The following is a 24,990-nucleotide window of genomic DNA, read 5'->3' as shown; positions in this document are numbered from 1 at the left end:
GAGTGATGCTGAATATTTTACTAAAAAGAATGGGGGGATGCCGTATAAGTTGTTATGAAGGAAAATAAAGAAATCATGACGAAAATAAAAATTAATAGATAGGGGGGAACCTTATGATTATCCAAAACGCAGTTGTGGCTTTATCGGCTTTTGTGGCAGTTATTGCTTTGTTATTTTTGTTTATTGGAAGGTTCAAATGGCATGTTTTCCTGGCGCTTTTAATTCCCATCGTCCTAATGGGTCTTGTGCCTGGCCTGGATATGGATAAGTTTATTAAAGCCTTTGAAACCGGTTTTGGTAAAACAGTCCAATCTATTGCGGTTGTTATAGTCCTTGGCTCTATTATTGCCGAGGCCTTAAAAAATACGGGTGGTATTGAAAAAATCACCTTAACTATGATTAAATGGATCGGCGAAAAAAGGATGCCGCTGGCCCTAACCTTGACCGGCTTCGTTATCGGTATTGCCATTTTTTCCGACATCGGTTACGTTATTCTGAACCCATTAGTGCATTCGGCAGCTATTAAAGTAGGCACCAATATGAGTGTAATGGCTACGGGACTGGTGGGAGCCATGCAGCTTACCCATGCCATGGTGCCGCCTACACCGGGACCGCTGGCGGCCGCGGCCCTGGTGAAAGCCGATGTGGGTAAAATTATTGTTTTTGGTAGCATTGCCTGCCTTGTAGGCTCCCTGGCGGGCTGGGTTTATGCACAAATAGTGGGGCCACGGGTGCCTTCACCACCTTCAGAAGAGTTTCTGGGTCAATCATTTGCCGAAAAAGGGATGGAATCCGAACTGCCCACCACGGCGGCAGCATATGCACCTATCCTCATCCCCTTAATTTTGATTGCCGGGCAGAGTGTAGCTTCTTTTGCCCTTCCTAAAGAAAGCCTTTTGAGGCTTGCCCTTACCTATTTAGGCTGGCCGGTTGTGGCCTTATCCATTGGTGTTTGGCTGGCCTACCGCAATACCAAGGGAGAGCAGAAAAAGAAACAAAACAGTGAGTGGATTGAAAATGCCCTGCGGACTTCTGCTATGATCATTGTTGTAACTGGCCTGGGTGGGTCCTTGAGTGCAATTTTAAAGGGAACACCGGCGGTAGATCTGATTGCCAAGTCCGTGGCCCAGACGGGGGTTCCGGCCATTTTCCTGCCCTTTGTTTTAGGCGTAATTGGCAACATGATAACCGGTTCGACGACTGTAGGCGTCATTACCGCAGGTTCTCTGGTAGCTCCCATGCTGGGAACTCTTAATTTAAGCCCGGAAGCTGCCATGCTGGCCGGGGCCGCCGGTTCGGTAATTATCAAATATGTTAATTCCAGTTATTTCTGGGTGTGCACTTCTCTCTCCAAGATGGAACTTAAATCTGCCTTGATTTCCTACGGCGGTGTTACGCTGGTTGGTGGTATCTTCTCCATGATTGCCGTCTATGTCATGTGGCTTATGCATCTTATTTAATTATGTAAACAAAAACCTGGCCCGGATGGAAGTTGCTTGCAGGCGCCCAATCCGGGCCAGGTGAGCTAAAAGCAGAAAAAAGGCTAACCGATACTGCATTGGGCGAGATAGATTTTACAGGCATCAGACGTTTTTACCATGTACCCGGGTATGTTCGAGTGGTTGTATAGGCGATTATAGTGCAAAAGATAAAACTGAAGGCTAAATTTTTAGAAGGGAAGTCTTCAGGTATGAACTTTTTCCTTAAAGCCCTGGGAGCTGCCGCCGGGATACAGCGAGTAGTACCGGGCGAAGAGATAACCATCAACGTTGATTTAATTCTTGCTCATGATGGAACTGCCGCCAAAATCCTGGCTGCCTGGCCTGAAGGGGAACAAGTCGCGCAACCGGCAAAAGTGGTTTTCACTCTCGATCATGCTATGCCGGCGCCGACGATAGCGAGCCGGCAGCTGCATTTGCAGTTAAGGGCTTACGCTCGCCGGCAGGGAATTAACCTTTTTGAAAGGTGTGAGGGGGTTCTCCACCAGGTGGTGGCTGAATACTTCCATCCCCGGGCCGGCATGATTATTGCCGGTGCCGATGGTCATGTAACAACGGCCGGCGCCTTTGGTGTCATAGCGTTTTCTCTTGCCCCTGCCGAACTGGTACCGGTACTGCTTACCGGACAACTTCCATTAGTGGTGCCAGAAACAGTAATAGTAACAATAAAGGGCGGCTTGCCACCAGGGGTATCCCCGCGGGATCTGGGATTGGAACTCCTGCGACGCTTGGGAGGAGGCGTCTTAAAAAATAAAGCCCTGCTGCTGCAGGGAGAGGGTGTCTGGAAGCTTTCGCCAAGTGGACGGATGAGCGTTTGTAACCTGATCGGCGAAATGGGCTGTATGACAGGAATGATTATCCCACCAGAGGAACAGGTTGCTGACAGCGATTTAACTATTGATGCTTCTACCCTGAAGCCCCTTGTTGCCTGTCCTCCAGCACCGAATAACGTCCAGCCGGTACAGAAGGTCGCTGGCTTACCCTTAACCCAGGTTATGGTAGGGGGTTGCGGGAGCGGTCGCCTGGAGGATTTTGAAGAACTGGCCGCTGCTATGAACGGCAGACCTGTTCACGGGGACGTAAACCTGCTGTTAGTACCGGCATCCAGGGCTGTTTTGCAGGAAATGGAAGCCCGGGGCTTGAGTTGGAGCTTACGACAGCAGGGGGCCGTAATTTTGCCTCCCGGTTGTGGCCCCTGTCCGGGGCAGCATGCCGGCTTGCTGGCGCCGGGTGACCGGGTGCTGGCAGCTACGGTCCGCAACACTCCCGGGCGCATGGGCTCTCCCGAGGCGGAGATTTACCTGGCTTCACCCCGGACGGCCGGCCTGGCGGCTGTCGCCGGCGCCATTGTGGCCGGTTGACGAATACCTTCTTGAAATAGGCCTCCCTCCCATAGGGAAGGCTTTATTGTTTATAAGAACTCAGAGTGCCGATTCTCCTTGACGCCCCGTAAAGGGTCTGGTAAAATTATAATGTTGTTCTGGCTAATCCCGTTGCGGGGGCTATTTTTTTGCCCGGAAACAGGTTGAGGAGGGGAGACGGATGGCTGGAAAATATGATGTGGTCATCGTTGGCGCCGGCCCGGCAGGGATTTTCACCGCCCTGGAGCTGGTGCGGCAGGAAAGCGGGCTCAAAGTGCTCATCCTTGAGAAGGGACACGGCTTAAATCGCCGGGTGTGCCCGTCCAAGGAGACGCGTTCCAGCTGCCTGCACTGCAACCCCTGCTCGGTAGTATCCGGCTGGGGAGGAGCCGGGGCTTTCAGTGACGGCAAATTAACCCTGTCGCCGGAAGTAGGCGGCTGGCTGAGTGAATATATACCGGAGCGGGAAGTAACGGCTTTAATCGATTATGTCGACGGCGTTTACCGCCATTTCGGGGCGCCGGATAAGGTCTACGGCAGCCTGGAAGATGAGCGCATTGCCGACATCCAGCGCCAGGCCGTCCTGGCGGATTTAAAGCTGATTCCGGCTCCCATCCGCCACCTGGGCACCGGGCGCACCCAGGAGATCCTCCAGGCCATGAAGGATTACCTGGAGGAGCACGGCGTAGAGGTGCGCACGGATACGCCGGTTGAGGAAATCCTGGTAGAAGATAACCGGGTTACCGGGGTGGTTACCCGGCGGGGTGAAGAGATCAGCGCCCGTTATGTGGTCCTGGCTCCCGGCCGGGAAGGCGCCGACTGGCTGCGCCGGGTGGCTGCCGGGTTGAACCTGAAGCTGGTCGTCAATCCCGTGGATATTGGCGTGCGGGTAGAAGTGCCGGCGGCCGTCATGGAGCACCTGACCAGCGTCATTTACGAATCTAAATTTATCTTTTACTCGCGGAAATTTGACGATCGGGTGCGGACCTTCTGCATGAACCCCTACGGGGAAGTAGTGCTGGAAAATAACGAGGGCCTGGTGACGGTGAACGGCCATTCCTATGCGGACAAAAAGACTAACAATACCAACTTTGCGCTGCTGGTCAGCAAGACCTTTACCGAGCCTTTCAAGGAACCCATTGCCTACGGCCGTTATGTGGCCCGGCTGGCCAACCTCCTGGGCGGCGGTGTCCTGGTCCAGCGCTTGGGTGACCTCCTGTCGGGGCGGCGGACCACAGCTGACCGCCTGGAAAAGGGCCTGGTAACACCGACACTGACCGAGGCCACGCCCGGGGACCTGTCCCTGGTCTTCCCTTACCGGCACCTTACGGCCATTGTGGAGATGCTCGCGGCCATGGATAAGATCGCGCCGGGGGTTTATTCCCGGCATACCCTGCTTTACGGCGTGGAGGTTAAATTTTATTCGTCCCGGTTAAGTTTAAGCCAGGAACTGCAAACAAATATCCACGGCCTGTACGCTGCCGGTGACGGCGCCGGGGTTACCCGCGGCCTGGCCCAGGCTTCGGCGGCCGGTGTCATTGCCGCCCGGGCTATTATAGCCAGCGCTTAACTGGTGGTGGCCTGGCTTGCGCCCGGCCCCGATACCAGGCGAGGATGAAATAAAACAAACGAATAAACAAACAATAAATTGAAAGGCGGTGCTTGCATGGCGGCGGTAGTCCTGGTGGGAGCCCAGTGGGGCGACGAGGGCAAGGGAAAAATTACCGATTACCTGGCGGAAAAAGCTGAAGTGGTGGTTCGTTACCAGGGAGGGAGCAACGCCGGCCATACGGTAATGGTCGGGGAACAGGAGTTCAAACTGCACCTGGTGCCTTCCGGTATCCTCTATCCAGGCAAGCTCTGCCTTATTGGCAATGGTGTGGTGGTCGACCCGGCCGTCCTGGTGCAGGAACTGGACGGCCTGGCGGAGCGGGGTATAGATACCTCAAGTTTGAGGATCAGCGACCGGGCCCACCTCATTTTACCTTACCACAAGGGCCTGGATGCCGCCGAGGAAGAGCGCCGGGGCCAAGCCCAGATCGGCACCACCAAACGGGGCATTGGCCCGGCCTATGTTGATAAAACGGCCCGGACGGGCATCCGGGTAGGGGATCTCCTGGATTGGGAGGAATTCCGCGGGAAGCTGGCCCGCAACCTGGCGGCAGTCAACGAGATGCTGGCTAAAATTTACGACCGGCCGGGTTACGTCCTGGAGGCCATCCTGGACGAATATGCCGGCTATGCCAGGCGCCTGAGGCCCCTCATTGCCGATACCGTCCGCCTGGTTAATGAGGCTTTAAAGAACGGTCGCAGGGTCCTCTTTGAAGGTGCCCAGGGGACCCTCCTGGACCTGGACCAGGGGACTTATCCCTTTGTTACTTCTTCCTACCCGACGGCTGGCGGGGCCTGCATTGGTGCCGGTATTGGCCCGACGAAGATTAATAAGGTCCTGGGGGTGGTCAAGGCTTATACCACCCGGGTGGGAGCCGGGCCCTTCCCGGCTGAAATAACGGGGAGTATCGGCGATACTTTGAGAGAGCAGGGAAGGGAGTATGGTACCACCACCGGGCGGCCGCGCCGCTGCGGCTGGCTGGATACGGTCATCTTGCGCCATGCCGCCGAGGTCAACGGCCTGACGGGCCTCGCCCTGACCAAGCTGGATGTCCTGACGGGAATTGATCCTTTACGCATTTGTACCGGCTACCGTTACGGCGGCGAGATAATCCGGGATTTCCCAGCCAGCCTGAAGGTCCTGCAGCAGTGTGAGCCCGTTTACGAAGAAGTCCCCGGCTGGCAGGAAGATATCACTGCAGCTAGGTCCCTGGCGGACCTGCCTGCTGCCTGCCGCAGCTACATCCGGCGGCTGGAAGAACTGACCGGCGTGCCCGTTCATCTCATTGCCGTCGGCCCGCGCCGGGACCAGACCATTGTGGTGGAAGACGTTTTCTAGCCTTGCTTGTAGCAACACGCCGGTGCCTGGCCCTGAAGACCAGTCGCCGGCGTTTTTTCTTTGCTTTGGGCAACCCGGAGAAGGTTTTACATGGCGAAACCAGATTGAATGAAAAAATTAACGGATCTTTTTTAATTAAGGGTAATAGATGTTTGTGAAAAGGATGGCATGCATTAAATATATCAGGTATTGAAATTGCCGCAAAAATGGTTTAACATAAAAATTGCCTGACAGTCATGCCGGGGAGGGGAACGCCGCCGCGATGAAGCAGGACAGGCAGCGTGAGCCTTGCTCTGGCCTGGGATTTTAATTAGGGAAGGGGGGGTATTCGCGCTTAGTAAGTAACTGGTCTGATCGCCTGAATGTCATAACAGTATATTCGGAATTTAATGATGGCAAGGAGGCGCTGAAATAATGCCCTGGACCCAAGTCTATGATCCGGCCAACAATCTTGCCGTATCAGCCTTGCTGGCTGCTATCCCCATTATTTTCCTTTTTTATGCCCTGGCCGTTCGAAAAATGAAAGGACATATTGCCGCTTTTCTGACGGTGGTGGCGGCTATTGCTGTCGCTGTTTTCGGCTACCGCATGCCGGCCGACCTGGCCATTCTTTCTTTTGTTAACGGTGGACTGTACGGTCTGTTTCCCATTGGCTGGATTGTAGTTGCCGCCGTCTTTTTGTACCAGATAACTGTAAAAACGGGGCAGTTTGAAATTATCAAGGATTCTATTGCCGGTATTACTGAAGACCGGCGCCTGCAGGCATTGCTGATTGCTTTTTCCTTTGGTGCTTTCCTTGAAGGTTCGGCTGGTTTTGGCGCTCCGGTGGCCATTACCGCCGCTATGCTGGCAGGCCTGGGCTTCAACCCCGTTTATGCCGCCAGTATTTGCCTGCTGGCCAACACGGCGCCGGTGGCCTTCGGTGCTATTGGCGTTCCTGTGCTCACCCTCGGCCAGGTGGCAGGGATTGATTCCATGCTCCTTAGCAAAATGATCGGCCGCCAGTTGCCTTTCCTCTCTGTCCTGTTGCCTTTCTGGCTGGTGGCAATCATGTCGGGCTGGAAAGGTGTCAAAGAGACGTGGCCGGCTTGTCTTGTAAGCGGCGGTTCTTTTGCCGTCAGTCAGTGGTTTTCCTCCAACTATTTAAGTCCCATGCTGCCCGATATTATCTCCGCTCTCTTTTCTCTAATCTGCCTGATATTGTTTCTGCGCGTCTGGCAACCCGGACATATCTGGCGTTTCCCCAACGAGACTGCCTCAAAGGGGCCCCGATCCCACCATGCGCCCGGCACTATTCTGAAGGCGTGGACGCCTTTTATCATCCTCACGTTGATGGTAGCTGACTGGGGTATCGGTCCGGTAAAGGCTGTACTAGATCTGGTTACTATCAAATTCGCCATACCTGGCCTGCATCAGGCCATTATCAAGGTCGGTACTTCCGAACCCATGAACGCTATCTTTACCTTTAACTGGCTTGCTGCCCCGGGTACAGGGATCCTGATTGCTGCTTTCATATCGATGCTGATTCTAGATATGCGCTTTAGCGACTGGCTGCGCCTCTTCGGCGAGACTTTACATGATCTGCGCTATGCTGTCCTTACGATATTTTTAGTTCTGGGCTTTGCTTATACAGCAAACTATTCCGGGATGAGTACCACTCTGGGACAGGCCCTGACAGTTACCGGCAAGGCTTTTCCTTTTGTAGCACCCTTTCTGGGTTGGCTGGGTGTCTTCATTACGGGTAGCGATACGTCCGCCAATGCCCTTTTCGGTAAATTGCAGTATATTACCGCCCAAAATATCGGCGTCGATCCGGTGCTGACGGTAGCTGCCAACTCCTCCGGCGGTGTCACTGGAAAAATGATCTCCCCTCAGAGCATCGCTGTTGCCACGGCGGCTACCGGTCAGGTGGGTCAGGAGGGTGAGCTCTTCCGTTTCGCTATCGTACCCAGCATCTTGATGACGGTTTTTATCAGCGTCATAACAACCCTTCAGGCCTATTTCTTTACATGGATGATCCCGGCCCACGGCGACCTGGCTCAGCCGGTTGTTAACACCGCCATGGTCAGCCTGTCCGACGGGTTATGGATCCTTGCCGGAACACTGATCGTTATTGCCATCTTAGCGGTTATTGTTACTGCCAGCAACCGCCGTGCCGGTCGGCGGGAAGTTTATACGCCGGGCAAATAGGCTGTAGGAGATGATAAAAGCCCCGCCGGCCGGGGCTTTTTTAATGAGCGCTGCAGTCCATTAAGTCCTCGTGAAATAGCGGGGGCTATTCTGCGAAATAATTATTGAATTGCCGTAAAAAAATGTTATAATAGAACCACCAGGTGGTCAGGCCGGACAAAATTGTCTGATCATTGAAGCGGTTATCCGGCGGCGCAAGCAGGCCGTGCCTCTGTGGAGGCGTTAATTCAGGGAAAGCTGGTAGGCCCCTTGCCGGCAAAGGAGCGAACTGCCGTGAGTCTTTTCGATGATTTAGCTCTGGTAGAAGAGGAAATGGCTAGATGCATGAAGTGCGGCAACTGCCAGGCGGTCTGCCCGCTATATAAAGAAACCCTGGAGGAAACGGCGGTAGCCCGGGGTAAGATCCAGCTGGCCTATGCCTACCTGAAGGGCGAGATCCCGGCCACCAACATCCTGGCGGAAAAGCTGCTTTTTTGTCTCACCTGCATGGCCTGCGTCGCCAACTGCCCCAGTGGTGTCCGGGTCGATACGGTAGTCCTGGCTGCCCGGGCGGCCATGGTGCGGGAAAAGGGCCTGCCCTGGGTAAAAAAAATAATCTTCCAGGGCTTGAAGCGTCCTTGGCTCTTTGACACGGCCCTCAAAACCGGCCGCCGTCTCCAGCCCCTGGCCCTGCGTTACCGGCCGGAAATCCAGCGCTGTCACCCCCGCTTCCCCATCGGGCTGGAACTGCGGCGGGTACTGCCGCCCCTGGCTAAAAGGACTCTGAAAGAAGAGTTCCCCGAGGTAATCCGCCCGGTAAAACCCCGGGCCCGGGCGGCCTTTTTCACCGGTTGCCTGGAAAATTATATCTATACCGACATCGGCCGGGCGGTGGTCAACGTCCTGCTGGTCAATGATATCGAGGTTATAATCCCCCGGGACCAGCACTGCTGTGGTATCCCGGTCCTGGTACACGGCGACGTCCCGACGGTCAGGGAAATGGCCGCTTCCAACCTGCAGATTTTCCAGCGTTATAACTTTGACTACCTGGTGGTGGCCTGCGCCACCTGCGGCGAGGCCTGGAAGCATTTTTACCCGCAGCTTCTTGCGAACAGCTTCCAGGGAGCGGCGGCCCGGGTCACGGCCGCCAGGGCCCGGGATATCAACGAACTGCTGCTGGAGATTGATTACCGCCGGCCGGCCGCCGGCCTGCCCCTCAAGGTGACCTACCATGATCCCTGTCACCTGGTGCGCGGCCAGGGTATTAGCAATGAACCGCGGCAGGTTTTGCGCTCCATTCCCGGCCTGGAGTTCCAGGAAATGAAAAATGCCGGCCGCTGCTGCGGCGGCGCCGGTTCCTTCAGCCTGACCAACTACAACATATCCATGCAGGTCCAGGCCCACAAGGTGGCGGCCATTAAGGCCACCGGGGCTGATACGGTGGTTACCGGCTGCCCGGCCTGCCGTATGCAGCTGGAAGACGGCCTGGCCCAGGCGGGGTTTTCGCCGCGGGTCCTCCACGTCGTCCAGCTCCTGAAGCAGGCCTATGCCAGGAGTGAAGTGAGAAGTGAGAGGCGAGAGGTGGGATAAAGAATATCTAATCACGGGGAGGGTTTATTCTTGAACCAAGATGATTTAATTGCTTTCTTTACCCGCCAGGCTGAGGTCATGGGGGCGCAGGTCATACCCGTGGAAGGCGCGGGGGGGATCGGGCCGAAATTGGTCGAGGCTTTACAGCCCTTTGGGAACAGGGTAGCCCTGGTAGAGTCTTCTATGTGCAGGGAAGCGGGGCTGGAGGCGGCCCTGGCAGCAGCCGGCTTCGGCATTGAGAAGGAAGGCGCCGATTTTGCCCGCCAGGCCGATACTGGTATTGTTGAGTTTGATTATGGCATTGCCGAGACGGGAACCCTGGCCATGGACGCCACTGACCTGAAAACACGCCTGGCGACCATGCTGCCCCTGACCTGCGTGGCTTTGCTGCGGGCGGAGCGAATCCGGGCCGGTTTGACCGAGGTAATCGACGCCTATTTGGAGCGGGGGAACTGGCCGGGGTATTTCACCCTGGTCACGGGTCCCAGCCGTACGGCCGACATTGAACGCAGCCTGACCATTGGCGTTCACGGCCCGGAAAGGCTGCTGATTATCCTGGTGAGGAATAACGGAGGTGGCCGCCATGGCCGGTAAAGAATTCAGGGAGCGTATACGTCAGGCCTTGAACAATGCCAGCCTGCGCGGGGCGCTGGGGCGTTTTGCCGACTCTTACATCGTTTCCCGGGAACAGGTCTATGCCGGCCGGGATTTTGAATCCTTAAGGCAGAGGATTGCCGCTATCAAGGCCGATGCCGCCGGACGTTACGAGGAACTGGCCGACCGGTTCACCCGGGCGGTGGAGGCCCGTGGCGGCAAGGTATTCCGCGCTAAGGACGCCGCGGCCGCCAGGGAATATATCTACCAGGTGGCTAGAGAACACGGCGTTACCGATATCGTCAAATCCAAGTCCTTTGCTTCGGAAGAGATCCACCTGAACGAATTCCTTCAGGAGCGGGGCATCAACCCCCATGAGACCGACCTGGCCGAGTGGATACTGCAGCTCATGCCGGGAGAAAGGCCTTCCCACATGGTCATGCCGGCCATTCACCTGCCCAAAGAAGAGGTGGCCCGGGTCTTCAGCCGTTACCTGGGTGAACCGGTGGAACCGGATATTAAAAACCTGGTCCGCATCGCCCGCCGGGAGCTGAGGAAAAAGTTTCTTACCGCCGGCATGGGCATCAGCGGCGCCAACATTGCTGTGGCTGAAACGGGGACCATTGTCATCTGCACCAATGAGGGCAACGCCCGCCTGGCTACGACTGTACCGCCGGTCCACGTGGCCATTGTCGGCTACGAGAAGCTGGTGCCGGAGCTCAAAGATATCGTTCCTATCCTTGAGGCCCTGCCCCGCAGCGGTACGGCCCAGCCCATTACCAGCTATGTGACCATGATTACCGGTCCGGTCCCGGCCTGGCAGGGCGAAGGTGAGGGGATTAAGGAGCTGCACGTCGTTCTCCTGGACAACGGCCGTACCCGGATGGCCGCCGACCCGGTCTTCAAGGAAGCCCTGCAGTGCATCCGCTGTGCCTCCTGCACCAACGTCTGCCCTGTCTTCCAGCTGGTCAGCGGCCAGGTCTACGGCTATATTTACAGCGGTGGCATCGGCAGCATCCTGACGGCCTTCTTTAATTCCCTGGAAGACGCCGCCGACCCCCAGAGCCTGTGCATCGGCTGCCGGCGTTGCGCCGAGGTCTGCCCGGCAAAGATTAATATCCCCGATCTGGTGTTGAAGCTGCGGGAGCGGGTCGTCACGAAGCAGGGCCTCTCCAGCGGGTACCGCATTGCCCTCCACGGGGTGGTGGCTAGGCCGAAGCTCATGCACACCCTGCTGCGGACCGCTGCTCGTCTTCAGGGCCCGGTGACCCATGGCCGGCCCCTCATCCGGCACCTGCCCCTCTTCTTCAGCAGTCTCACGGAAGGGCGCAGCCTGCCGGCCATTGCCCGGGTGCCCCTGCGTGACCGGGTGAAGGTTCTGGAACGGCCCTTGAGCCGGCCCCGCCTGCGAGCTGCCTTTTACAGCGGCTGCGTCATTGACTTCGTCTACCCGGAGATCGGTGAGGCCGTTTATAAGGTACTGGGGCGGGAAGGGGTGCAGGTAGTGTTCCCCCAGGAGCAGGCCTGCTGCGGCGCCCCAGCAGCTTACGCCGGCGACCGGGAGACGGCAGTTAAACTGGCTAAACAGAATATCGCCGCCCTGGAAGGCGCCAGTGCCGGGGTTATCGTTACCGCCTGTCCCACCTGCGCCGTGGCCCTGAAAAAGGACTTCCCCGAGCTCCTGGCCGGAGACCCGGCCTGGGAAGCGCGGGCCCGGATTCTAGCTGCAAAGGTCAAGGATTTTACCGAACTCGTCCATGAACTGACCAGGGATCGCCAGGGACCTTCCGGCCAGCCGCTTAAAGAAAGCGGGCGGGCCCTTAAAGTCACCTACCACGATTCCTGCCACTTCAAGCGGCACCTGGGCCTGGACCGGGTGGCGCGGGAGGTGTTAAAAGGCCGGCCAGAGGTAGAACTGGTTGAGATGCAGGAAAGCGACCGCTGCTGCGGCTTTGGCGGCTCCTACAGCATCAAATACCCGGAAATCAGCAGGCCAATCCTGGCGCGCAAGCTAAAAAATATTGCGGCGAGCGGGGCGGAATTGGTGGCGGTGGACTGCCCGGGATGCGTCCTCCAGCTCCGCGGCGGTCTGGACCAGATGGGAAGTACTGTACAGGTTAAGCATACGGCCGAGATACTTGCAGCCGCTCAAGACTGAAACATGGGGGTAAAAACTGCACCTGGAGGGAACCTGTGCGGACTTTATACCGGGATTAGACAGGCTATTTTTTAGAGGTGAGGACAGAGGTGGACCTGAGGCCTATCCGCCCTAAAAAAATATATGAAGAAATTGTTCGGCAGATCAAGGACCTTATTGGTGAGGGCAACCTGAAACCCGGGGACCGCCTGCCTCCGGAGCGGGAACTGTCCGAGCGCCTGGGTGTCAGCCGCGCCTCCGTGCGGGAAGCCCTGAGCGCCCTGGCGGCCATGGGGGTTATCGACATCCGGCCGGGGGAGGGCACCTTTGTCCAGAATATCCGTCACGGGGCCATTGTAGAACCCCTGGCAATGGCCCTGCTTCTGGACCGCCAGGTAGCCATGGAACTTCTGGAGGCGCGCCAGGCCCTGGAAGGCGAGGCCGCGTATCTCGCGGCCCGCCGCGCCGGGCCGCAAGATTTAGAAAAAATGGCCGAGATTTTAAAGGAGATGGAGCGCGACCTGCAGAAGGGCACCCTGGGGGAAGAAGCCGACCTGCGCTTTCACCTGGCCATAGCCGAAGCGGCCCGCAATTCCGTCCTGGCCAGGCTCATGCATACGGTTTCCGACACCATGCGCCAGGCCCTGCGTACCAGCCGCCAGCGCCTCTATAACACCCCTGGCAACCAGGAACTTCTCTTTGAGCAGCACAAAGGCATTTACGAAGCCATCAAAGCCCACAACCCCCGTGCCGCCCGGAGGGCCATATGCCAGCACCTGCGTTTTGTCGAGCGAGAACTGCAAAAGGAATAGGAGAACTGCCGCCCGGACCTTCTTTAGCGGGATAATATGCATTAGACCCACCAGGGACATCCAGGTGGGTCTAATGAATCATATCGCCGGTTATATCTTCGGCATTATATAATGTCCAGGGATCAATGGTCAGGCAGTTTGTTTCATCCCTTTTTCCTGCTAAATCCCATGCCGCCGTATTATCCAGGATCGTTAAAGTGTTTTTAAAAACCTCTTTATCTCTTAAGGGTTCAAAAACTCCGTATAAAAGTTTTTTCATATCGTAACGGGTCACTTTGCCGTCCACGAACTGGCAGATAATGGCGTAATCCCTTTCTTTATCTGCATATACCTGGATCAACGCCGGTGGTATCATATTTATCACGCTCCTATCTGAGGGGATCGATTTTAAAGAGCTCTTTTTTATGATAAGCGTTATGCCAGTTATCCATTAACTCATCCTGGTGCAGTAGGGTCCAGGCTATGACCAAACTCGCCTGTTTTTTGGGCAGATGGCCTTTAATAATAACCGCCTTTTGAATATCGACAATAGCATGGTAATCCCCATATTCCACATGAAAATGAGGCGGTAAATGTTCGTCATAAAACATTGAAATCTTGATGCCATAGAACCAGCTAATTTGTACCATAGAAAACACCTTCCCGCATTGCCTGCAAACCCCGTCGGTGCATTCTCGAAAATTATTACAGTCTCATCATACCCTAAAAACTGCTTATACCTCTACATTTATTATACCATGCTATACGTAGCAAAAAAGCCCCTTCCCGGGGCTTCATTCTTTCCTGGCGGAGCCGACGGGAATTGAACCCGCGATCTCCGGCGTGACAGGCCGGCATGTTAGACCGCTACACTACGGCTCCTGGTTTGGTGACCCGTGGGGGAATCGAACCCCCGTTACGAGCGTGAAAGGCTCGTGTCTTAACCTCTTGACCAACGGGCCATATATCTGGTGAGCCATGGTGGACTCGAACCACCGACACCCTGATTAAAAGTCAGGTGCTCTACCGTCTGAGCTAATGGCCCACAGGTCAGTATATTACATGCTTATTTCAGTCCTGTCAAGAGGGAAATATTTGCTTGATTATTATTAATAGCCACGATTTTCACCTTAGTATTGTGAAGCAAGTATGGCGATAGAATTATTTTTTGGGAAAACACAGGATACAAATTTGTAAACCCAAATTTTAAACAAAAAAATTTGCGCAACCAGAAGGAATTTCTGGGTATATGGCGAATTAATTAAGCAAATCAAAGATAACGATATTTGTTTTCGGAAGGGAGGGTTGAGGGCTTGCGGGCTGAAGACCGGCGGCGAGAAATTATCAGGCATTTGGATGACCAGGGTATCGTCAAAGTTACCGAACTCAGCAGTATTTTTCAAGTCACGGAAGAAACCATCCGCCGCGATTTGGAACGCCTGGAAAACGAAGGCTATTTGAAGCGTACCCACGGGGGCGCCGTAAAAATAGCCTCTAACCAGGAAGAAACCGCCTTCCATATCCGCAATATGCGCAATCGCTACGAAAAGCAGCTGATAGGCAGGAGGGCGGCTGAACTGGTCCAGCCCGGTGATGTTATCGCCGTTGACGCCAGCACCACCGCTCTGCAGTTTGTTCATTATCTTAAAGATAAAAAGGACCTGGTGATAATTACCCATGCCCTGAAAGTTGTTATGGCCCTCATGGGCAATCCCGATATAACGGTCATCTGCACCGGCGGCACCTTGCATTCGCGGACGTTGTCCTTTGTCGGACCTCTGGTTGAAAGCGCCTTGGCCAATTACAATATTAAGAAGGCGTTCATTTCTTGCAAGGGGGTAACCCTGGAGGAAGGCATTACTGAATCCACGGAGGTGCAGGCCAGGGTGAAAGCGGAGTTGCTGCGGGGAGCCAAGGAGATAATTCTTCTGGCAGATCATGATAAATTTGGCACGGCGGCCCTGGCCACGGTGGCGCCAGTAACGGCTGTACACAAATTGATTACTGATATGAGAACTCCTGAGGAGGAATTAGAGAAATTTCGCCAGGCCGGGGTGGAAGTGATTGTGGCCGGAGGGGCGAGCGACTCATCAGGAGAGCGATTAGCAGACAAGTTGTTAACCACATAAAGGGCTATAAAAAATAACCAGAGTATCCTGGCCGATCGGGGAAGGACGGAATTTTATATGAGTCGAAAGCCTTTTCTGCAAATGAGAAATATAAGCAAAACTTTTCCGGGTGTTCGAGCCCTGAACTCAGTTCAATTGGAAATATTGCCGGGTGAAGTTCATGCCCTGGTGGGTGAAAATGGTGCCGGCAAATCAACCCTGATAAAGATATTGGCTGGTGTGGAGCAACCCGATCCGGGAGCGGAAATTTTAATCGACGGGCATCCGGCGAACATCCGGCAGCCCATTGATGCCAATCAGCAAGGTATAGCTGTTATTTACCAGGATTTCAGTCTTTTTCCCAACCTTACGGTGGCGGAAAATATAAGTTTTGGCAAGGAAATCGGCCAGGGCAAGCGCTTTGTTAACTGGTCCGAGATTAAAGAAACAGCTACAAATGCCCTGGCTGAGCTAGGGGTTGAATTGGACCTTAATCTACAATTAGAAAGATTACCTGTAGCCAAACAGCAACTTGTAGCTATAGCCCGTGCCCTTGCCTTTAAAGCGAGATTTATTATTATGGATGAGCCCACCTCTTCCCTATCTCGCGGTGAGGTTGAGAACTTATTTAAAATCATCGGTACTTTAAAAGAGAAGGGAATCGCCATTCTTTTCGTTAGCCATAGATTACAGGAATTATTTACTATTGCCGAACGCTTTACTGTTTTGCGTGATGGTAAATATATTGGTACTTATCTTAAAGAAGAACTGGATGAAGAAAAACTCATTTCATTAATGGTGGGACGAAAGATAGAATTTATCAAGCAATCCAGAAACGAAACGGGATCGGTCCTGTTAGAAGTAAGGTCGTTAACCAAGAAGGGTAATTTTAAAGACATTTCTTTTACCTTGCACAAAGGAGAAATATTGGGACTTACCGGGCTGGTAGGCGCGGGGCGGACCGAAGTCGCCCAGGCCTTATTTGGACTTAATATTCCCGATAGCGGCGAAATTTTCTTAGAAGGCATTAAGGTTAATATACGCTCTCCGGAAGAAGCCATGCGTCTGGGTATTGCTTATATTCCTGAAGGCAGGCAGCGTGAAGGACTGGTATTAAGGCAATCAGTAGCCAATAATATTTCCCTGGCCATGCTCAAAAAAATGCGGGGCAAATTTGGCCTTTTGAATACCGGCCAAGAGAGAGAACTTGTAGGAGAGTATATGGAGGCTCTGGACGTAAGGCCCCGTCTACCCAATATGCTGGCGATGCAGCTTTCAGGTGGCAATCAACAAAAGGTAGTACTGGCCAAATGGCTGGCAACACGTCCTAAAATCTTAATTATTGACGAACCAACAAATGGTATAGATGTTGGTGCTAAAGCAGAAATTCATAAACTCCTGCGCCAGCTGGCATCACAGGGGATGGGTATCCTTATGATTTCTTCGGAACTACCTGAAATTTTAGCAGTAAGTGATCGTATTCTGGTAATGCGCCGCGGCCGGCTGGTGGGTGAGTTTGATATCGAGGAAGCCACCCAGGAAAAAATTATGAACAGGGCTTTTATGGGAATGCCGGGTCGGGTAACGGCTTAAACCTGTCTTTGGCGATACAAGGAGAAGGTGTAAAAAATGAAACAACGTACCAAATCAAAGGAACTATGGATTTTTATAATGCTGGTAGTTTTATCAGTTTTGATAAGTGCTCGCAGCAATGTTTTCCTGCGTCCGGATAACTTAATTGATTTGTTAAAAAACAATGCTGTCCTGGGCATTATGGCTTTGGGAATGACGCTGGTCATTATTACAGGGGGCATTGATTTATCCGTCGGCGCGGTGGTGGCTGTGCTAACGGTTTTGATCGGCAAATTTATGGTGACTTTTGGCGGCAACCTGCTGCTGACTTTTTTAGTTGCTGTTGCAGGCGGGGTTATCATTGGAATAATAAATGGTACTTTAATTGCCCGGGCTAATATTCCCGCCATTGTAGTTACCCTGGGCTCCATGAGCATTATAAATGGTCTTATGCTTTATTACACCAACGGCACCTGGATTAATGATATTCCCTCTTGGTTTATAGATTTCGGTAAAATCACCTTTTTTAAGTTTCCTGATGCCAGCGGCAATATGGTGGGAATCCCTATTCAGATAATAATTTTCCTGATAATGGTTTTGCTGACCTGGGCGTTATTAAAATATACCCTGATTGGCAGGGCGGTATATGCCGTGGGGGGTAATCCTGTCTCGGCCAAACGAGTGGGTATTAATATAGAACGCACTTTGATATTTGTATATGCCTATATGGGCTTCCTGGCCGGCGTGGCGGCAGTTGTCCATACATCTATTATGCGTCAGGTCGATCCCAATGCCTTTTTAGGATTTGAATTACAGGTAGTCGCGGCAGTGGTGGTCGGAGGGGCCAGCCTTGCGGGTGGCAACGGTTCTATCATTGGCACAGTCCTTGGCGTCTTATTTATGGCCGTTCTTAATAACGGCCTTATCCTGACCCATATCCCTACCTTCTGGCAAAAGATTATCGTTGGCCTGATCATCATCTTGGCCGTCAGCTTTGATGTAATCCAGAGGAAACGGATGGAAAAGAGCCTGCCTAGAGTGGATGTAGAATATTAAAGAGGGTGGAAACTTTGTCGAAAACTAGCAAAGAAATGATACTCCTGTATGTTTTTGCGGGCCTCTTTCTGTTAATGTCAGTAATCTCTCCCTCAAAGTTTTTGAGCCTGGGAAACCTCCAGTCCATGGCGACCCAGATGCCCGAATTAGGCCTGATAGCCCTGGGCATGATGGTGGTTATTATTACGGGCGGAATAGATCTTTCGATTACCTTTACTGCCGCCCTATCGGGAATAGTTGGAGCCCTGGTCCTGTCTTCCGGCTATAGTGCCGGGGTTGAGGGAACAGCAGTTCTACTTTTAATCGTGAGGGCCCTGCTGGCAACCCTGATCACCGCCTTAATCTGCGGTTTTGTAAACGGCTTCCTCGTATCATATGTTGGTGTTTCGCCTATCCTTGTCACCCTTGGAACTATGACGCTTTTTGAAGGGCTGAGTGTTTGGCTGACCAAAGGCGGCGCCATATCAGGGTTCCCGGAACAGTACCAGTGGATTGGCAATGGCTATTTGGGATTTATTCCCGTTCCAATTTTAATATTTATCGTCTTTGCTGTCTTGACCGGGATTCTACTGGAGCGGACGGCCTGGGGGAGAAGCGTTTATATGTTTGGCTGTAACTCAGTGGCTACCTATTTTTCAGGCATTAATACCAAAAAGGTGGTAATGCTTGTTTATCTCTATGCAGCAGTGATGGCTGCCATGGCCGCCATCATTATGACCTCCCGCTATAATTCCGCCAAGGTGGATTATGGTTCATCATATTTATTACAGAGCGTGGCCATTGTGGTCCTGGGTGGGACCGATATCGCTGGGGGCTATGGCAAGGTCGTGGGAACGGTTGTGGCAGCAGGTATAGTCCAGGTACTCTCCAGCGGGTTGAATTTAATTGGTATTAATAGGTTTATAGTCGACGTTACTATGGGGGTTCTGCTAATTGCTGTATTGTTATTAAACTACTTTATTAGTAAAAGAAGACAGGGGAAGGAGGTAAAAATAGAGCAAAAAAAGACGAGTATTGCCACGTGAGAAGACAGGTAGGGGGATAAATACGATACTAAGGAGGTGAGATGGAAAAGAAAAGATATTAAGAAAGAATTTTACCATATCTCCCAAATTCATACTTTAGCAAAGGAGGTTGTCAGTTTTAAATGAAAAAGCTCATAGCGTTTCTATTATCAATGCTATTAATAATTTCTTTAGCCGGTTGCGGAAGTAAACCATCCGAGACCCAGCAGCAACAAGGACAGCAGCAGACCACTCCAGCCAAAGATAAAAAATATAAAATTGTTGTCATGCCCAAACTGGTAGGCATACCCTATTTTAACGCTTCTGAGCAGGGCGCCAAGAAGGCCGGCCAGGATCTGGGCGTAGAGGTGATTTATACCGGCCCCACCAAGGCCGACGCCGCTGAACAGGTAAAAATGATTGAAGACCTTATCACCCAGGGTGTTGATGCCATTGCCGTGGCTCCCAACGACCCGGCTGCTTTAACCCCTGTGCTCAAGAAAGCAAAGGATAAAGGCATCCTGGTTGTCGACTGGGATACGCCGGCTGATAAGTCGGTGGTCGACCTATCCGTGCACCAGATTGATGACAAACAGTATGGTGAACATATCTGGGACCTGCTGGTCAAAAGCATGGGTACTGATAGCGCCGAATACGCCATTATCACCGGCGGTCTCTCCGCGGCTAATCTAAATAGCTGGATTAACTATGGCCTCGAGTATGCCAAAACCAAATATCCCAACCTGAAACTGGTTACCGATAAGATCCCGTCCGATGAAAAGCAGCAAGTGGCTTACCAGAAGGCTCTGGAGCTGATCAAGGCTTATCCCAACCTGAAAGGCATCATTGGTATCAGCACACCGGCTCCCATCGGTGCTGCCCAGGCGGTTCAGGAAAAAGGCTTGCAGGAAAAAGTCAGTGTTGTCGGGACCGCCCTGCCCAATGACTCCAAGACCTATTTGAAGGACGGGTCCCTGGATGTTGCGACTTTATGGGAACCGGCCAAACTGGGTTATCTTACGGTAGCATTAATTAAAGACATGCTGGATGGCAAGAAGCCTACCGACGGGCAGGAAGTGCCCAATGTAGGCAAGATTCAGGTCAAATCAGACGGCAAGACGGTCATTATGGGACCGCCTACCGATTTTACCAAAGACAACGTCGATCAATTCAACTTCTAAACGTTTAATTGGGGAGGGACAGGGGCCTGCCCCTCCCCTTTTAACTTGAACTAACGTGCAGGCAGGTGGGATAAGCATGGAAACTAAATTTTCCGCCGGCGTCTGGGCCTTTGACGGCTGCGGTGACCGCTTCCTGTTAAGCGGCTATCGCGACGGCAAACCCGTGGTGGAGCGCATCAAAGAGGCTGCCAGCATTCCCGGTTTGAGTGGCGTAGAGTTAAACTACCCGGCCGACGTAACCGATGCCAATCTGGATGAAGTCGAAGAGGCCCTGAAAGCTAACAACCTGCAGGCTTCTATTATTGGCGTGGATCACAGCGGGCAGCGCAAGTGGCAGTTTGGCAGCCTGGCAGCGGCCGATGCCAGTATCCGCGGGGAAGCCGTAACCCTGGCCCAACGCGGTATGGATGTGGCCGCCCGGCTGGGGGCGAATCAGGTCAATATCTGGCTGGGACAGGATGGTTTTGATTATTGTTTCCAGGTGGATTATTTAAAGGCCTGGCGCTGGCTGGTGGAGAGTTTAAAGGAGATAGCCGGTTATCGTAGCGATGTCCGGGTTTGCGTTGAGTACAAGCCTAAGGAGCCGCGGACTCATGCTTTCATTAATAACGCCGCCAAGGCCCTCCTGCTGGTCCAGGAGGTAGGGCTGGACAATATCGGGGTTACCATTGATGTCGGCCATTCCCTCAATGCCGGGGAAAATGTGGCTGAAGCCCTGGCGTTACTGGCCGGCCACGGCAAGATGTTCCACTTCCACTTCAATGACAACTACCGCAGCTGGGACGACGACCTGCTGGTGGGCTCGGTCCACCTGGTCGAATACATTGAACTCCTGTACTGGCTGCAAAAGGTGGGCTATGACGGCTGGTACTCCCTGGACGTCTTCCCCTACCGGGAGGACCCGGTCCAGGTATGCCGGGAGAGCATTGCTACGTTGAAAGGTATCTTAAACCTTATAGAGCGGCTGGGAATCAACAAACTGGATGAGCTAATCGCTAAAGGTGATGCCATAGCTACCTTGAGCTTTATCCGGCAGCACATTCTGCCCTGAAGGCATAGGTAGCTGGTAAGAGAGGAGATTTCATAGTGGCTTCCGAGTATCAAATCAGGCAGGACATTTGTGAAGTAGGCCGGCGTATTTATGCCAAAGGATTTGTTGCCTCCAATGACGGTAATATTAGCGTCCGCATCGGGGAAAATGAGGTTTTAACCACCCCTACCGGCGTGAGCAAGGGCTTTATGACGCCCGACATGATCATCAAGGTGGACCTGGAAGGGCGAAAAATAGCCGGCAATCTTAAACCTTCTTCAGAAATTAAAATGCACCTGGATGTTTACCGGCACCGGCCCGATGTGCGGGCGGTAGTTCACGCCCATCCGCCTGTGGCCACCGCCTTTGCCGTGGCCGGTATCCCCCTGGACAAGCCGGTACTGCCGGAAATCATCATCACCCTGGGGGCTGTCCCCATCGCCAAATACGGCACCCCGTCTACCGAAGAGATACCCCTGGCGGTCAGGGAGTACCTGGATAAATACGACGCCGTCCTGTTGGAAAACCACGGCGCCCTTACCATGGGGACGGACGTCTACAACGCCTTTTACAAGATGGAATCCATCGAACACTTTGCCAAGATCAGCCTGGCGGCCCGGCAGCTGGGCGGGGAACGCGTACTGCCCTGTGAGGAAGTAGAGAAGCTGCTGCAGATCCGGGAAAAGCTCGGCGTCAGCGGCCGTCACCCGGGATGCACGGGGTGCGGTGCCTGCAGCATATCCGGCCAGGTGGATAATGGGACGAGCGGCATCCCGGCAGAAGAGCTCCAGGAAATCATCAGCGCCGTAACCCGGCGCGTCCTGGCCTCCCTTAGGGATAGGAAACAGTAAAGGAGGGGCAGGGTAGCTCCGTCTTCCCTTAAGTCAAGTTAATTACAACCATTGCAACTCAATTTCGGAGGCACACCATGAACAATCAAGCCCTGGGTATAATCGAAGTGCGCGGCCTGGCCGCCGCCGTCGCCGCCGCGGACACGGCCGCCAAAACGGCGGCAGTCACCATCCTCGGCTACGAACCGACCAAAGGCAGCGGCCTGGTAGTATTAAAAATCAGCGGTGAAGTCAGTGCCGTCACGGCAGCCATCGAAGCCGCCAGGGAACAGGTTGCGGCCATAAGTACTGTTTTTGCCAGCCGGATTATTGCCCGGCCCCATGAAGAACTGGCGCGGTATTTAAGCTAAGAAACCCTCCAGGTAAAAACCCAGGAGAACCTTAGAAATTAAAGGAGGAAGAGTGAACCCATGAGCGCTTTAGGCCTCATCGAAACCAAAGGACTGGTCGCGGCCATTGAAGCGGCAGATGCCATGCTCAAAGCCGCCAGCGTCGAGCTGGTGGGAATGGAGAAGATCGGCTCGGGTCTTGTCACCGTCATGGTCAGCGGCGAAGTAGGTGCCGTCAAGGCCGCCACCGAAGCCGGCGGTGCTGCTGCTACCAGGCTCGGGGAAGTCATCGCCGTCCACGTCATCCCGCGGCCCCATAGCGACGTCGCCCGCATCCTGCCCGCTAAAAAAGACGCCTCTGCCAAGGGGGTAGATTAACATGAAAGACGGCGCCCTGGGGCTCATCGAAACCAAAGGACTGGTCGCGGCCATTGAAGCGGCAGATGCCATGCTCAAAGCCGCCGGCGTCGAGCTGGCCGGTATGGAGAAGATCGGCTCGGGTCTCGTCACCGTCATGGTCAAAGGTGATGTCGGAGCCGTCAAGGCCGCCACCGAAGCCGGAGCCGCTGCCGCCGGGAGACTCGGCGAGATTGTCGCCGTCCACGTCATCCCGCGGCCCCACACTGACCTCAGCACGATATTACCAGCCTGAGCGGTGAGCAGAAATGATCGACGAAACCACTATCGCCAGCATTGTCGCCGAAGTATTAAAAAACATCCAGCAGCAGTCCCGCAATGGGACAACAGCTACTACGGCAACAACGTGTAGCGGTGCCTGCCAGGCGCGGGCCGGCCAGGCCGCGGCCACTACCTCCCGCGGTGACAAAGGCGTATACAGCGACTTGAAGGCAGCTATCCGCGTTGCCAAAAGAGCGCAGCAAGAACTGGTAAAGTTAAGCCTCAAAACCAGGGGCGAGATCGTCGCCGCCATCCGCCGGGCGGCTATTGAAAACGTAGAAACAATTGCCCGGCTGGCCCACGAAGAAACCGGCTACGGCCGGGTAGAAGACAAGATCCAGAAAAAGCTCTATGCCGCCCGTCTAACCCCGGGCCTCGAGGATATAAAGACGGAAGCCATCAGCGGCGACAACGGCCTCATCCTGATTGAGCGGGCGCCCTTCGGCCTCATCGCCTCCATCGAGCCGGCCACCCATCCAGGCTCCTGCGTCATCAACCACGCCATCAGCATGGTCGCCGCCGGCAACAGCATAATCTTCCTGCCCCATCCCAAAGGGCTCAAGACCACCCAGTACCTGGTGCGCCTTTTCAACGCCGCCATCCAGGAAGCCGGCGGGCCGGAGGATTTATTAGTCGTTGGCGATAAAGTCAGCCTGGAAAACCTGGACCTGGTCCTAAGCCATCCCGATGTAGATCTGGTCGTCGCCACCGGCGGGCCGGAAGTAGTCAACCGCGCCTTAAGAAGCGGCAAAAAAGCCATTGCCGCCGGGCCAGGCAATCCCCCCGTAGTCGTCGACGAAACCGTCAAGGACCTGGACTATGCCGCCAGATGTATTGTCGACGGCGCCGCCTTTGACAACACCGTCCTCTGCATAGCCGAAAAGGTCATCATCGCCGTGGAAGCAATAGCCGATGAGCTCCTCTTCCACCTCCAGAGCCACGGCGCCTATCTCGTGCGGGATGAAGGGGATAAAGAAAAACTCATGCGCACCATCCTGCCCGACGGCAAGCGCTTCCACCCCGACCTTATCGGCCGGGACGCCACTGTTATTCTAAAGCAAGCCGGCATCGACGCACCGGAAAACACCAGGATCGCCCTCATGGAATGTCCCCCGGAGCATCCCCTGGTACAGGAAGAACAGCTGCTGCCGGTCCTGCCCCTGGTACGAGTGCCGGACTTCGACGCCGCCCTGGAACTGGCCGTGCAGGTGGAGCACGGCTTCAAACATACAGCCATCATCCACAGCCAGGACGTTAGCCGCATCACCGCTTACGCCCGCAAGCTCCGCACCGACATCCTGGTGGCCAACGCTTCCTCGGCTGCCGGTTTAAACATCGGCGGCGAAGGGCACTTCAGCCACACCATCGCCAGCCCCACAGGCGAGGGCATCTGCACACCCCGGACCTACACCCGGGAACAGCGGACGGTCATTGTCGGGGCGCTGCGGACGGTAGATTAGTAATTAAATGCAGTTATATTGTGAAATAAGGAACGAGAGCGGAGTGGATACCGCGTTGAAGGAAATGCCTGGCAGCGAACTAAACGCCATCATAAGTAAAATAGCATCTGCCGGCGTGGTCGGCGCTGGCGGGGGCGGTTTCCCCACCGCCTTTAAACTGAAGACCGGAACACCTATCCAGACCATTATCATTAACGGGGCCGAGTGCGAACCCTTACTTAAAGTCGACCAGGAACTCATGGCCCGCTACCCGGCGGAACTCCTGGCCACTTTAGCCACCCTTGTTCAGGCCACCGGCGCCCGAACAGGGGTTATAGCCCTCAAAGAAAAATACCGGGAGGCCCATGCTGCCCTGGCAGGAGAAATAAGCAATTACCCGGGGCTAAAGCTCCACCTCCTGCCGGACGTCTACCCCATGGGGGACGAGCACTTATTGACCTATAGCGTCACCGGCAAAATAATTCCGCCGGGAGGGTTACCATTACAGGCGGGAGCGGTAGTTTTAAACGTCGAGACTTTATATAATATCCACCAGGCTCTGAAAGGAAACCCTGTAACCCATAAGTACATCACCGTCACCGGCGCCGTCCGGAAGCCCATCACTGCCAGGGTACCGGTCGGCACCCCGGT

The 24,990-nt window shown here is 54.2% G+C and carries 22 protein-coding genes, 3 tRNA genes and 1 pseudogene; 21 read left to right on the top strand and 5 right to left on the bottom strand.

Features of this window, described 5'->3' with window-relative positions; genetic code table 11:
- The first annotated feature begins 113 nt into the window (after positions 1-113).
- The 9 genes from E308F_RS02420 (at position 114) to E308F_RS02380 (ending at position 13,112) form a co-directional block, all read left to right on the top strand.
- Positions 114-1,460: a GntP family permease gene (locus E308F_RS02420; RefSeq protein ID WP_141263210.1), complete on the top strand. Its 1,347-nt coding sequence runs from the start codon at positions 114-116 to the stop codon at positions 1,458-1,460.
- 230 nt (positions 1,461-1,690) lie between these two features.
- Positions 1,691-2,860, top strand: coding sequence for an aconitase family protein (locus tag E308F_RS02415; protein ID WP_141263208.1), 1,170 nt, complete (start codon positions 1,691-1,693; stop codon positions 2,858-2,860).
- Between the two features lie 181 nt (positions 2,861-3,041).
- Complete coding sequence (locus E308F_RS02410) at positions 3,042-4,430, top strand: NAD(P)/FAD-dependent oxidoreductase (protein WP_141263206.1); 1,389 nt, start codon at positions 3,042-3,044, stop codon at positions 4,428-4,430.
- Between the two features lie 96 nt (positions 4,431-4,526).
- Complete coding sequence (locus tag E308F_RS02405) at positions 4,527-5,810, top strand: adenylosuccinate synthase (protein WP_141263205.1); 1,284 nt, start codon at positions 4,527-4,529, stop codon at positions 5,808-5,810.
- 414 nt (positions 5,811-6,224) lie between these two features.
- The gene (locus E308F_RS02400) at positions 6,225-8,000 is read left to right on the top strand and encodes an L-lactate permease (protein WP_141263203.1); all 1,776 of its coding nucleotides are present in this window, start codon (positions 6,225-6,227) and stop codon (positions 7,998-8,000) included.
- Positions 8,001-8,213: 213 nt separating this feature from the next.
- Positions 8,214-9,569, top strand: coding sequence for a (Fe-S)-binding protein (locus tag E308F_RS02395; RefSeq protein WP_253260376.1), 1,356 nt, complete (start codon positions 8,214-8,216; stop codon positions 9,567-9,569).
- Between the two features lie 30 nt (positions 9,570-9,599).
- Positions 9,600-10,163 (top strand): LutC/YkgG family protein, encoded by a 564-nt coding sequence (locus tag E308F_RS02390; RefSeq protein ID WP_141263201.1) that lies wholly within the window; start codon positions 9,600-9,602, stop codon positions 10,161-10,163.
- Positions 10,153-12,321: an L-lactate dehydrogenase (quinone) large subunit LdhH gene (gene ldhH / locus E308F_RS02385; RefSeq protein ID WP_141263199.1), complete on the top strand. Its 2,169-nt coding sequence runs from the start codon at positions 10,153-10,155 to the stop codon at positions 12,319-12,321. The genes E308F_RS02390 and ldhH overlap by 11 nt, the downstream gene beginning before the upstream one ends.
- An 89-nt stretch (positions 12,322-12,410) precedes the next feature.
- Complete coding sequence (locus tag E308F_RS02380; protein ID WP_141263197.1) at positions 12,411-13,112, top strand: FadR/GntR family transcriptional regulator; 702 nt, start codon at positions 12,411-12,413, stop codon at positions 13,110-13,112.
- A 70-nt stretch (positions 13,113-13,182) separates the two neighbouring features.
- Here E308F_RS02380 and E308F_RS02375 read toward each other — a convergent pair whose 3' ends face one another.
- The 5 genes from E308F_RS02375 to E308F_RS02355 form a co-directional block, all read right to left on the bottom strand.
- Positions 13,183-13,467 carry a DUF2442 domain-containing protein gene (locus E308F_RS02375; RefSeq protein ID WP_141263195.1) on the bottom strand — a complete coding sequence of 95 codons (285 nt, stop codon included), beginning with the start codon at positions 13,465-13,467 and terminating at the stop codon, positions 13,183-13,185.
- 13 nt (positions 13,468-13,480) lie between these two features.
- Complete coding sequence (locus tag E308F_RS02370) at positions 13,481-13,741, bottom strand: DUF4160 domain-containing protein (protein ID WP_141263193.1); 261 nt, start codon at positions 13,739-13,741, stop codon at positions 13,481-13,483.
- A gap of 155 nt (positions 13,742-13,896) precedes the next feature.
- Positions 13,897-13,973 (bottom strand) — tRNA-Asp (locus E308F_RS02365).
- A gap of 5 nt (positions 13,974-13,978) precedes the next feature.
- Positions 13,979-14,053 (bottom strand) — tRNA-Glu (locus E308F_RS02360).
- 7 nt (positions 14,054-14,060) lie between these two features.
- A tRNA-Lys gene (locus tag E308F_RS02355) sits at positions 14,061-14,136 on the bottom strand.
- 268 nt (positions 14,137-14,404) lie between these two features.
- Here E308F_RS02355 and E308F_RS02350 point away from each other — a divergent pair.
- The 12 genes and pseudogenes from E308F_RS02350 to E308F_RS02295 form a co-directional block, all read left to right on the top strand.
- Positions 14,405-15,220, top strand: a complete 816-nt coding sequence (locus E308F_RS02350) for a DeoR/GlpR family DNA-binding transcription regulator (RefSeq protein ID WP_172613500.1) — start codon at positions 14,405-14,407, stop codon at positions 15,218-15,220.
- A gap of 57 nt (positions 15,221-15,277) precedes the next feature.
- Positions 15,278-16,792: a sugar ABC transporter ATP-binding protein gene (locus E308F_RS02345; RefSeq protein WP_141263189.1), complete on the top strand. Its 1,515-nt coding sequence runs from the start codon at positions 15,278-15,280 to the stop codon at positions 16,790-16,792.
- Between the two features lie 36 nt (positions 16,793-16,828).
- Positions 16,829-17,827: an ABC transporter permease gene (locus E308F_RS02340; protein ID WP_141263187.1), complete on the top strand. Its 999-nt coding sequence runs from the start codon at positions 16,829-16,831 to the stop codon at positions 17,825-17,827.
- Between the two features lie 35 nt (positions 17,828-17,862).
- A complete protein-coding gene (locus E308F_RS02335) occupies positions 17,863-18,852 on the top strand; it encodes an ABC transporter permease (protein WP_141264074.1) in 990 nt (329 codons plus the stop codon).
- Positions 18,853-18,974: 122 nt separating this feature from the next.
- Complete coding sequence (locus tag E308F_RS02330) at positions 18,975-20,012, top strand: autoinducer 2 ABC transporter substrate-binding protein (protein ID WP_141263186.1); 1,038 nt, start codon at positions 18,975-18,977, stop codon at positions 20,010-20,012.
- Between the two features lie 76 nt (positions 20,013-20,088).
- Entirely contained in the window at positions 20,089-21,063 is a 975-nt protein-coding gene (locus E308F_RS02325) for a sugar phosphate isomerase/epimerase family protein (RefSeq protein ID WP_141263185.1), read from the top strand.
- 35 nt (positions 21,064-21,098) lie between these two features.
- Positions 21,099-21,893: a class II aldolase/adducin family protein gene (locus tag E308F_RS02320; protein ID WP_141263184.1), complete on the top strand. Its 795-nt coding sequence runs from the start codon at positions 21,099-21,101 to the stop codon at positions 21,891-21,893.
- A gap of 77 nt (positions 21,894-21,970) precedes the next feature.
- Entirely contained in the window at positions 21,971-22,243 is a 273-nt protein-coding gene (locus E308F_RS02315) for a BMC domain-containing protein (RefSeq protein ID WP_141263183.1), read from the top strand.
- 60 nt (positions 22,244-22,303) lie between these two features.
- The gene (locus tag E308F_RS02310; RefSeq protein WP_141263182.1) at positions 22,304-22,600 is read left to right on the top strand and encodes a BMC domain-containing protein; all 297 of its coding nucleotides are present in this window, start codon (positions 22,304-22,306) and stop codon (positions 22,598-22,600) included.
- Between the two features lies 1 nt (position 22,601).
- Positions 22,602-22,874 carry a BMC domain-containing protein gene (locus E308F_RS02305; RefSeq protein ID WP_141263181.1) on the top strand — a complete coding sequence of 91 codons (273 nt, stop codon included), beginning with the start codon at positions 22,602-22,604 and terminating at the stop codon, positions 22,872-22,874.
- Between the two features lie 13 nt (positions 22,875-22,887).
- Positions 22,888-24,360 carry an aldehyde dehydrogenase family protein gene (locus E308F_RS02300; RefSeq protein ID WP_141263180.1) on the top strand — a complete coding sequence of 491 codons (1,473 nt, stop codon included), beginning with the start codon at positions 22,888-22,890 and terminating at the stop codon, positions 24,358-24,360.
- A 7-nt stretch (positions 24,361-24,367) separates the two neighbouring features.
- A pseudogene (locus tag E308F_RS02295) lies at positions 24,368-24,990 on the top strand (hypothetical protein); the annotation flags it as partial.

The organism is Moorella sp. E308F, assembly GCF_006538365.1.
Taxonomy (GTDB): Bacteria; Bacillota; DSM-521; order Neomoorellales; family Neomoorellaceae; genus Neomoorella.
This window is presented reverse-complemented; position numbering and strand designations above follow the sequence as displayed.

Excerpts from the sequence above, each read along its gene's own strand:
- E308F_RS02420 (WP_141263210.1), top strand. The coding sequence starts at position 114 with ATGATTATCCAAAACGCAGTTGTGGCTTTATCGGCTTTTGTGGCAGTT.
- E308F_RS02415 (WP_141263208.1), top strand. The coding sequence starts at position 1,691 with ATGAACTTTTTCCTTAAAGCCCTGGGAGCTGCCGCCGGGATACAGCGA.
- E308F_RS02410 (WP_141263206.1), top strand. The coding sequence starts at position 3,042 with ATGGCTGGAAAATATGATGTGGTCATCGTTGGCGCCGGCCCGGCAGGG.
- E308F_RS02405 (WP_141263205.1), top strand. The coding sequence starts at position 4,527 with ATGGCGGCGGTAGTCCTGGTGGGAGCCCAGTGGGGCGACGAGGGCAAG.
- E308F_RS02400 (WP_141263203.1), top strand. The coding sequence starts at position 6,225 with ATGCCCTGGACCCAAGTCTATGATCCGGCCAACAATCTTGCCGTATCA.
- ldhH (WP_141263199.1), top strand. The coding sequence starts at position 10,153 with ATGGCCGGTAAAGAATTCAGGGAGCGTATACGTCAGGCCTTGAACAAT.
- E308F_RS02375 (WP_141263195.1), bottom strand. The coding sequence starts at position 13,467 with ATGATACCACCGGCGTTGATCCAGGTATATGCAGATAAAGAAAGGGAT.
- E308F_RS02370 (WP_141263193.1), bottom strand. The coding sequence starts at position 13,741 with ATGGTACAAATTAGCTGGTTCTATGGCATCAAGATTTCAATGTTTTAT.
- E308F_RS02345 (WP_141263189.1), top strand. The coding sequence starts at position 15,278 with ATGAGTCGAAAGCCTTTTCTGCAAATGAGAAATATAAGCAAAACTTTT.
- E308F_RS02340 (WP_141263187.1), top strand. The coding sequence starts at position 16,829 with ATGAAACAACGTACCAAATCAAAGGAACTATGGATTTTTATAATGCTG.
- E308F_RS02335 (WP_141264074.1), top strand. The coding sequence starts at position 17,863 with ATGATACTCCTGTATGTTTTTGCGGGCCTCTTTCTGTTAATGTCAGTA.
- E308F_RS02330 (WP_141263186.1), top strand. The coding sequence starts at position 18,975 with ATGAAAAAGCTCATAGCGTTTCTATTATCAATGCTATTAATAATTTCT.
- E308F_RS02325 (WP_141263185.1), top strand. The coding sequence starts at position 20,089 with ATGGAAACTAAATTTTCCGCCGGCGTCTGGGCCTTTGACGGCTGCGGT.
- E308F_RS02315 (WP_141263183.1), top strand. The coding sequence starts at position 21,971 with ATGAACAATCAAGCCCTGGGTATAATCGAAGTGCGCGGCCTGGCCGCC.
- E308F_RS02310 (WP_141263182.1), top strand. The coding sequence starts at position 22,304 with ATGAGCGCTTTAGGCCTCATCGAAACCAAAGGACTGGTCGCGGCCATT.
- E308F_RS02305 (WP_141263181.1), top strand. The coding sequence starts at position 22,602 with ATGAAAGACGGCGCCCTGGGGCTCATCGAAACCAAAGGACTGGTCGCG.
- E308F_RS02300 (WP_141263180.1), top strand. The coding sequence starts at position 22,888 with ATGATCGACGAAACCACTATCGCCAGCATTGTCGCCGAAGTATTAAAA.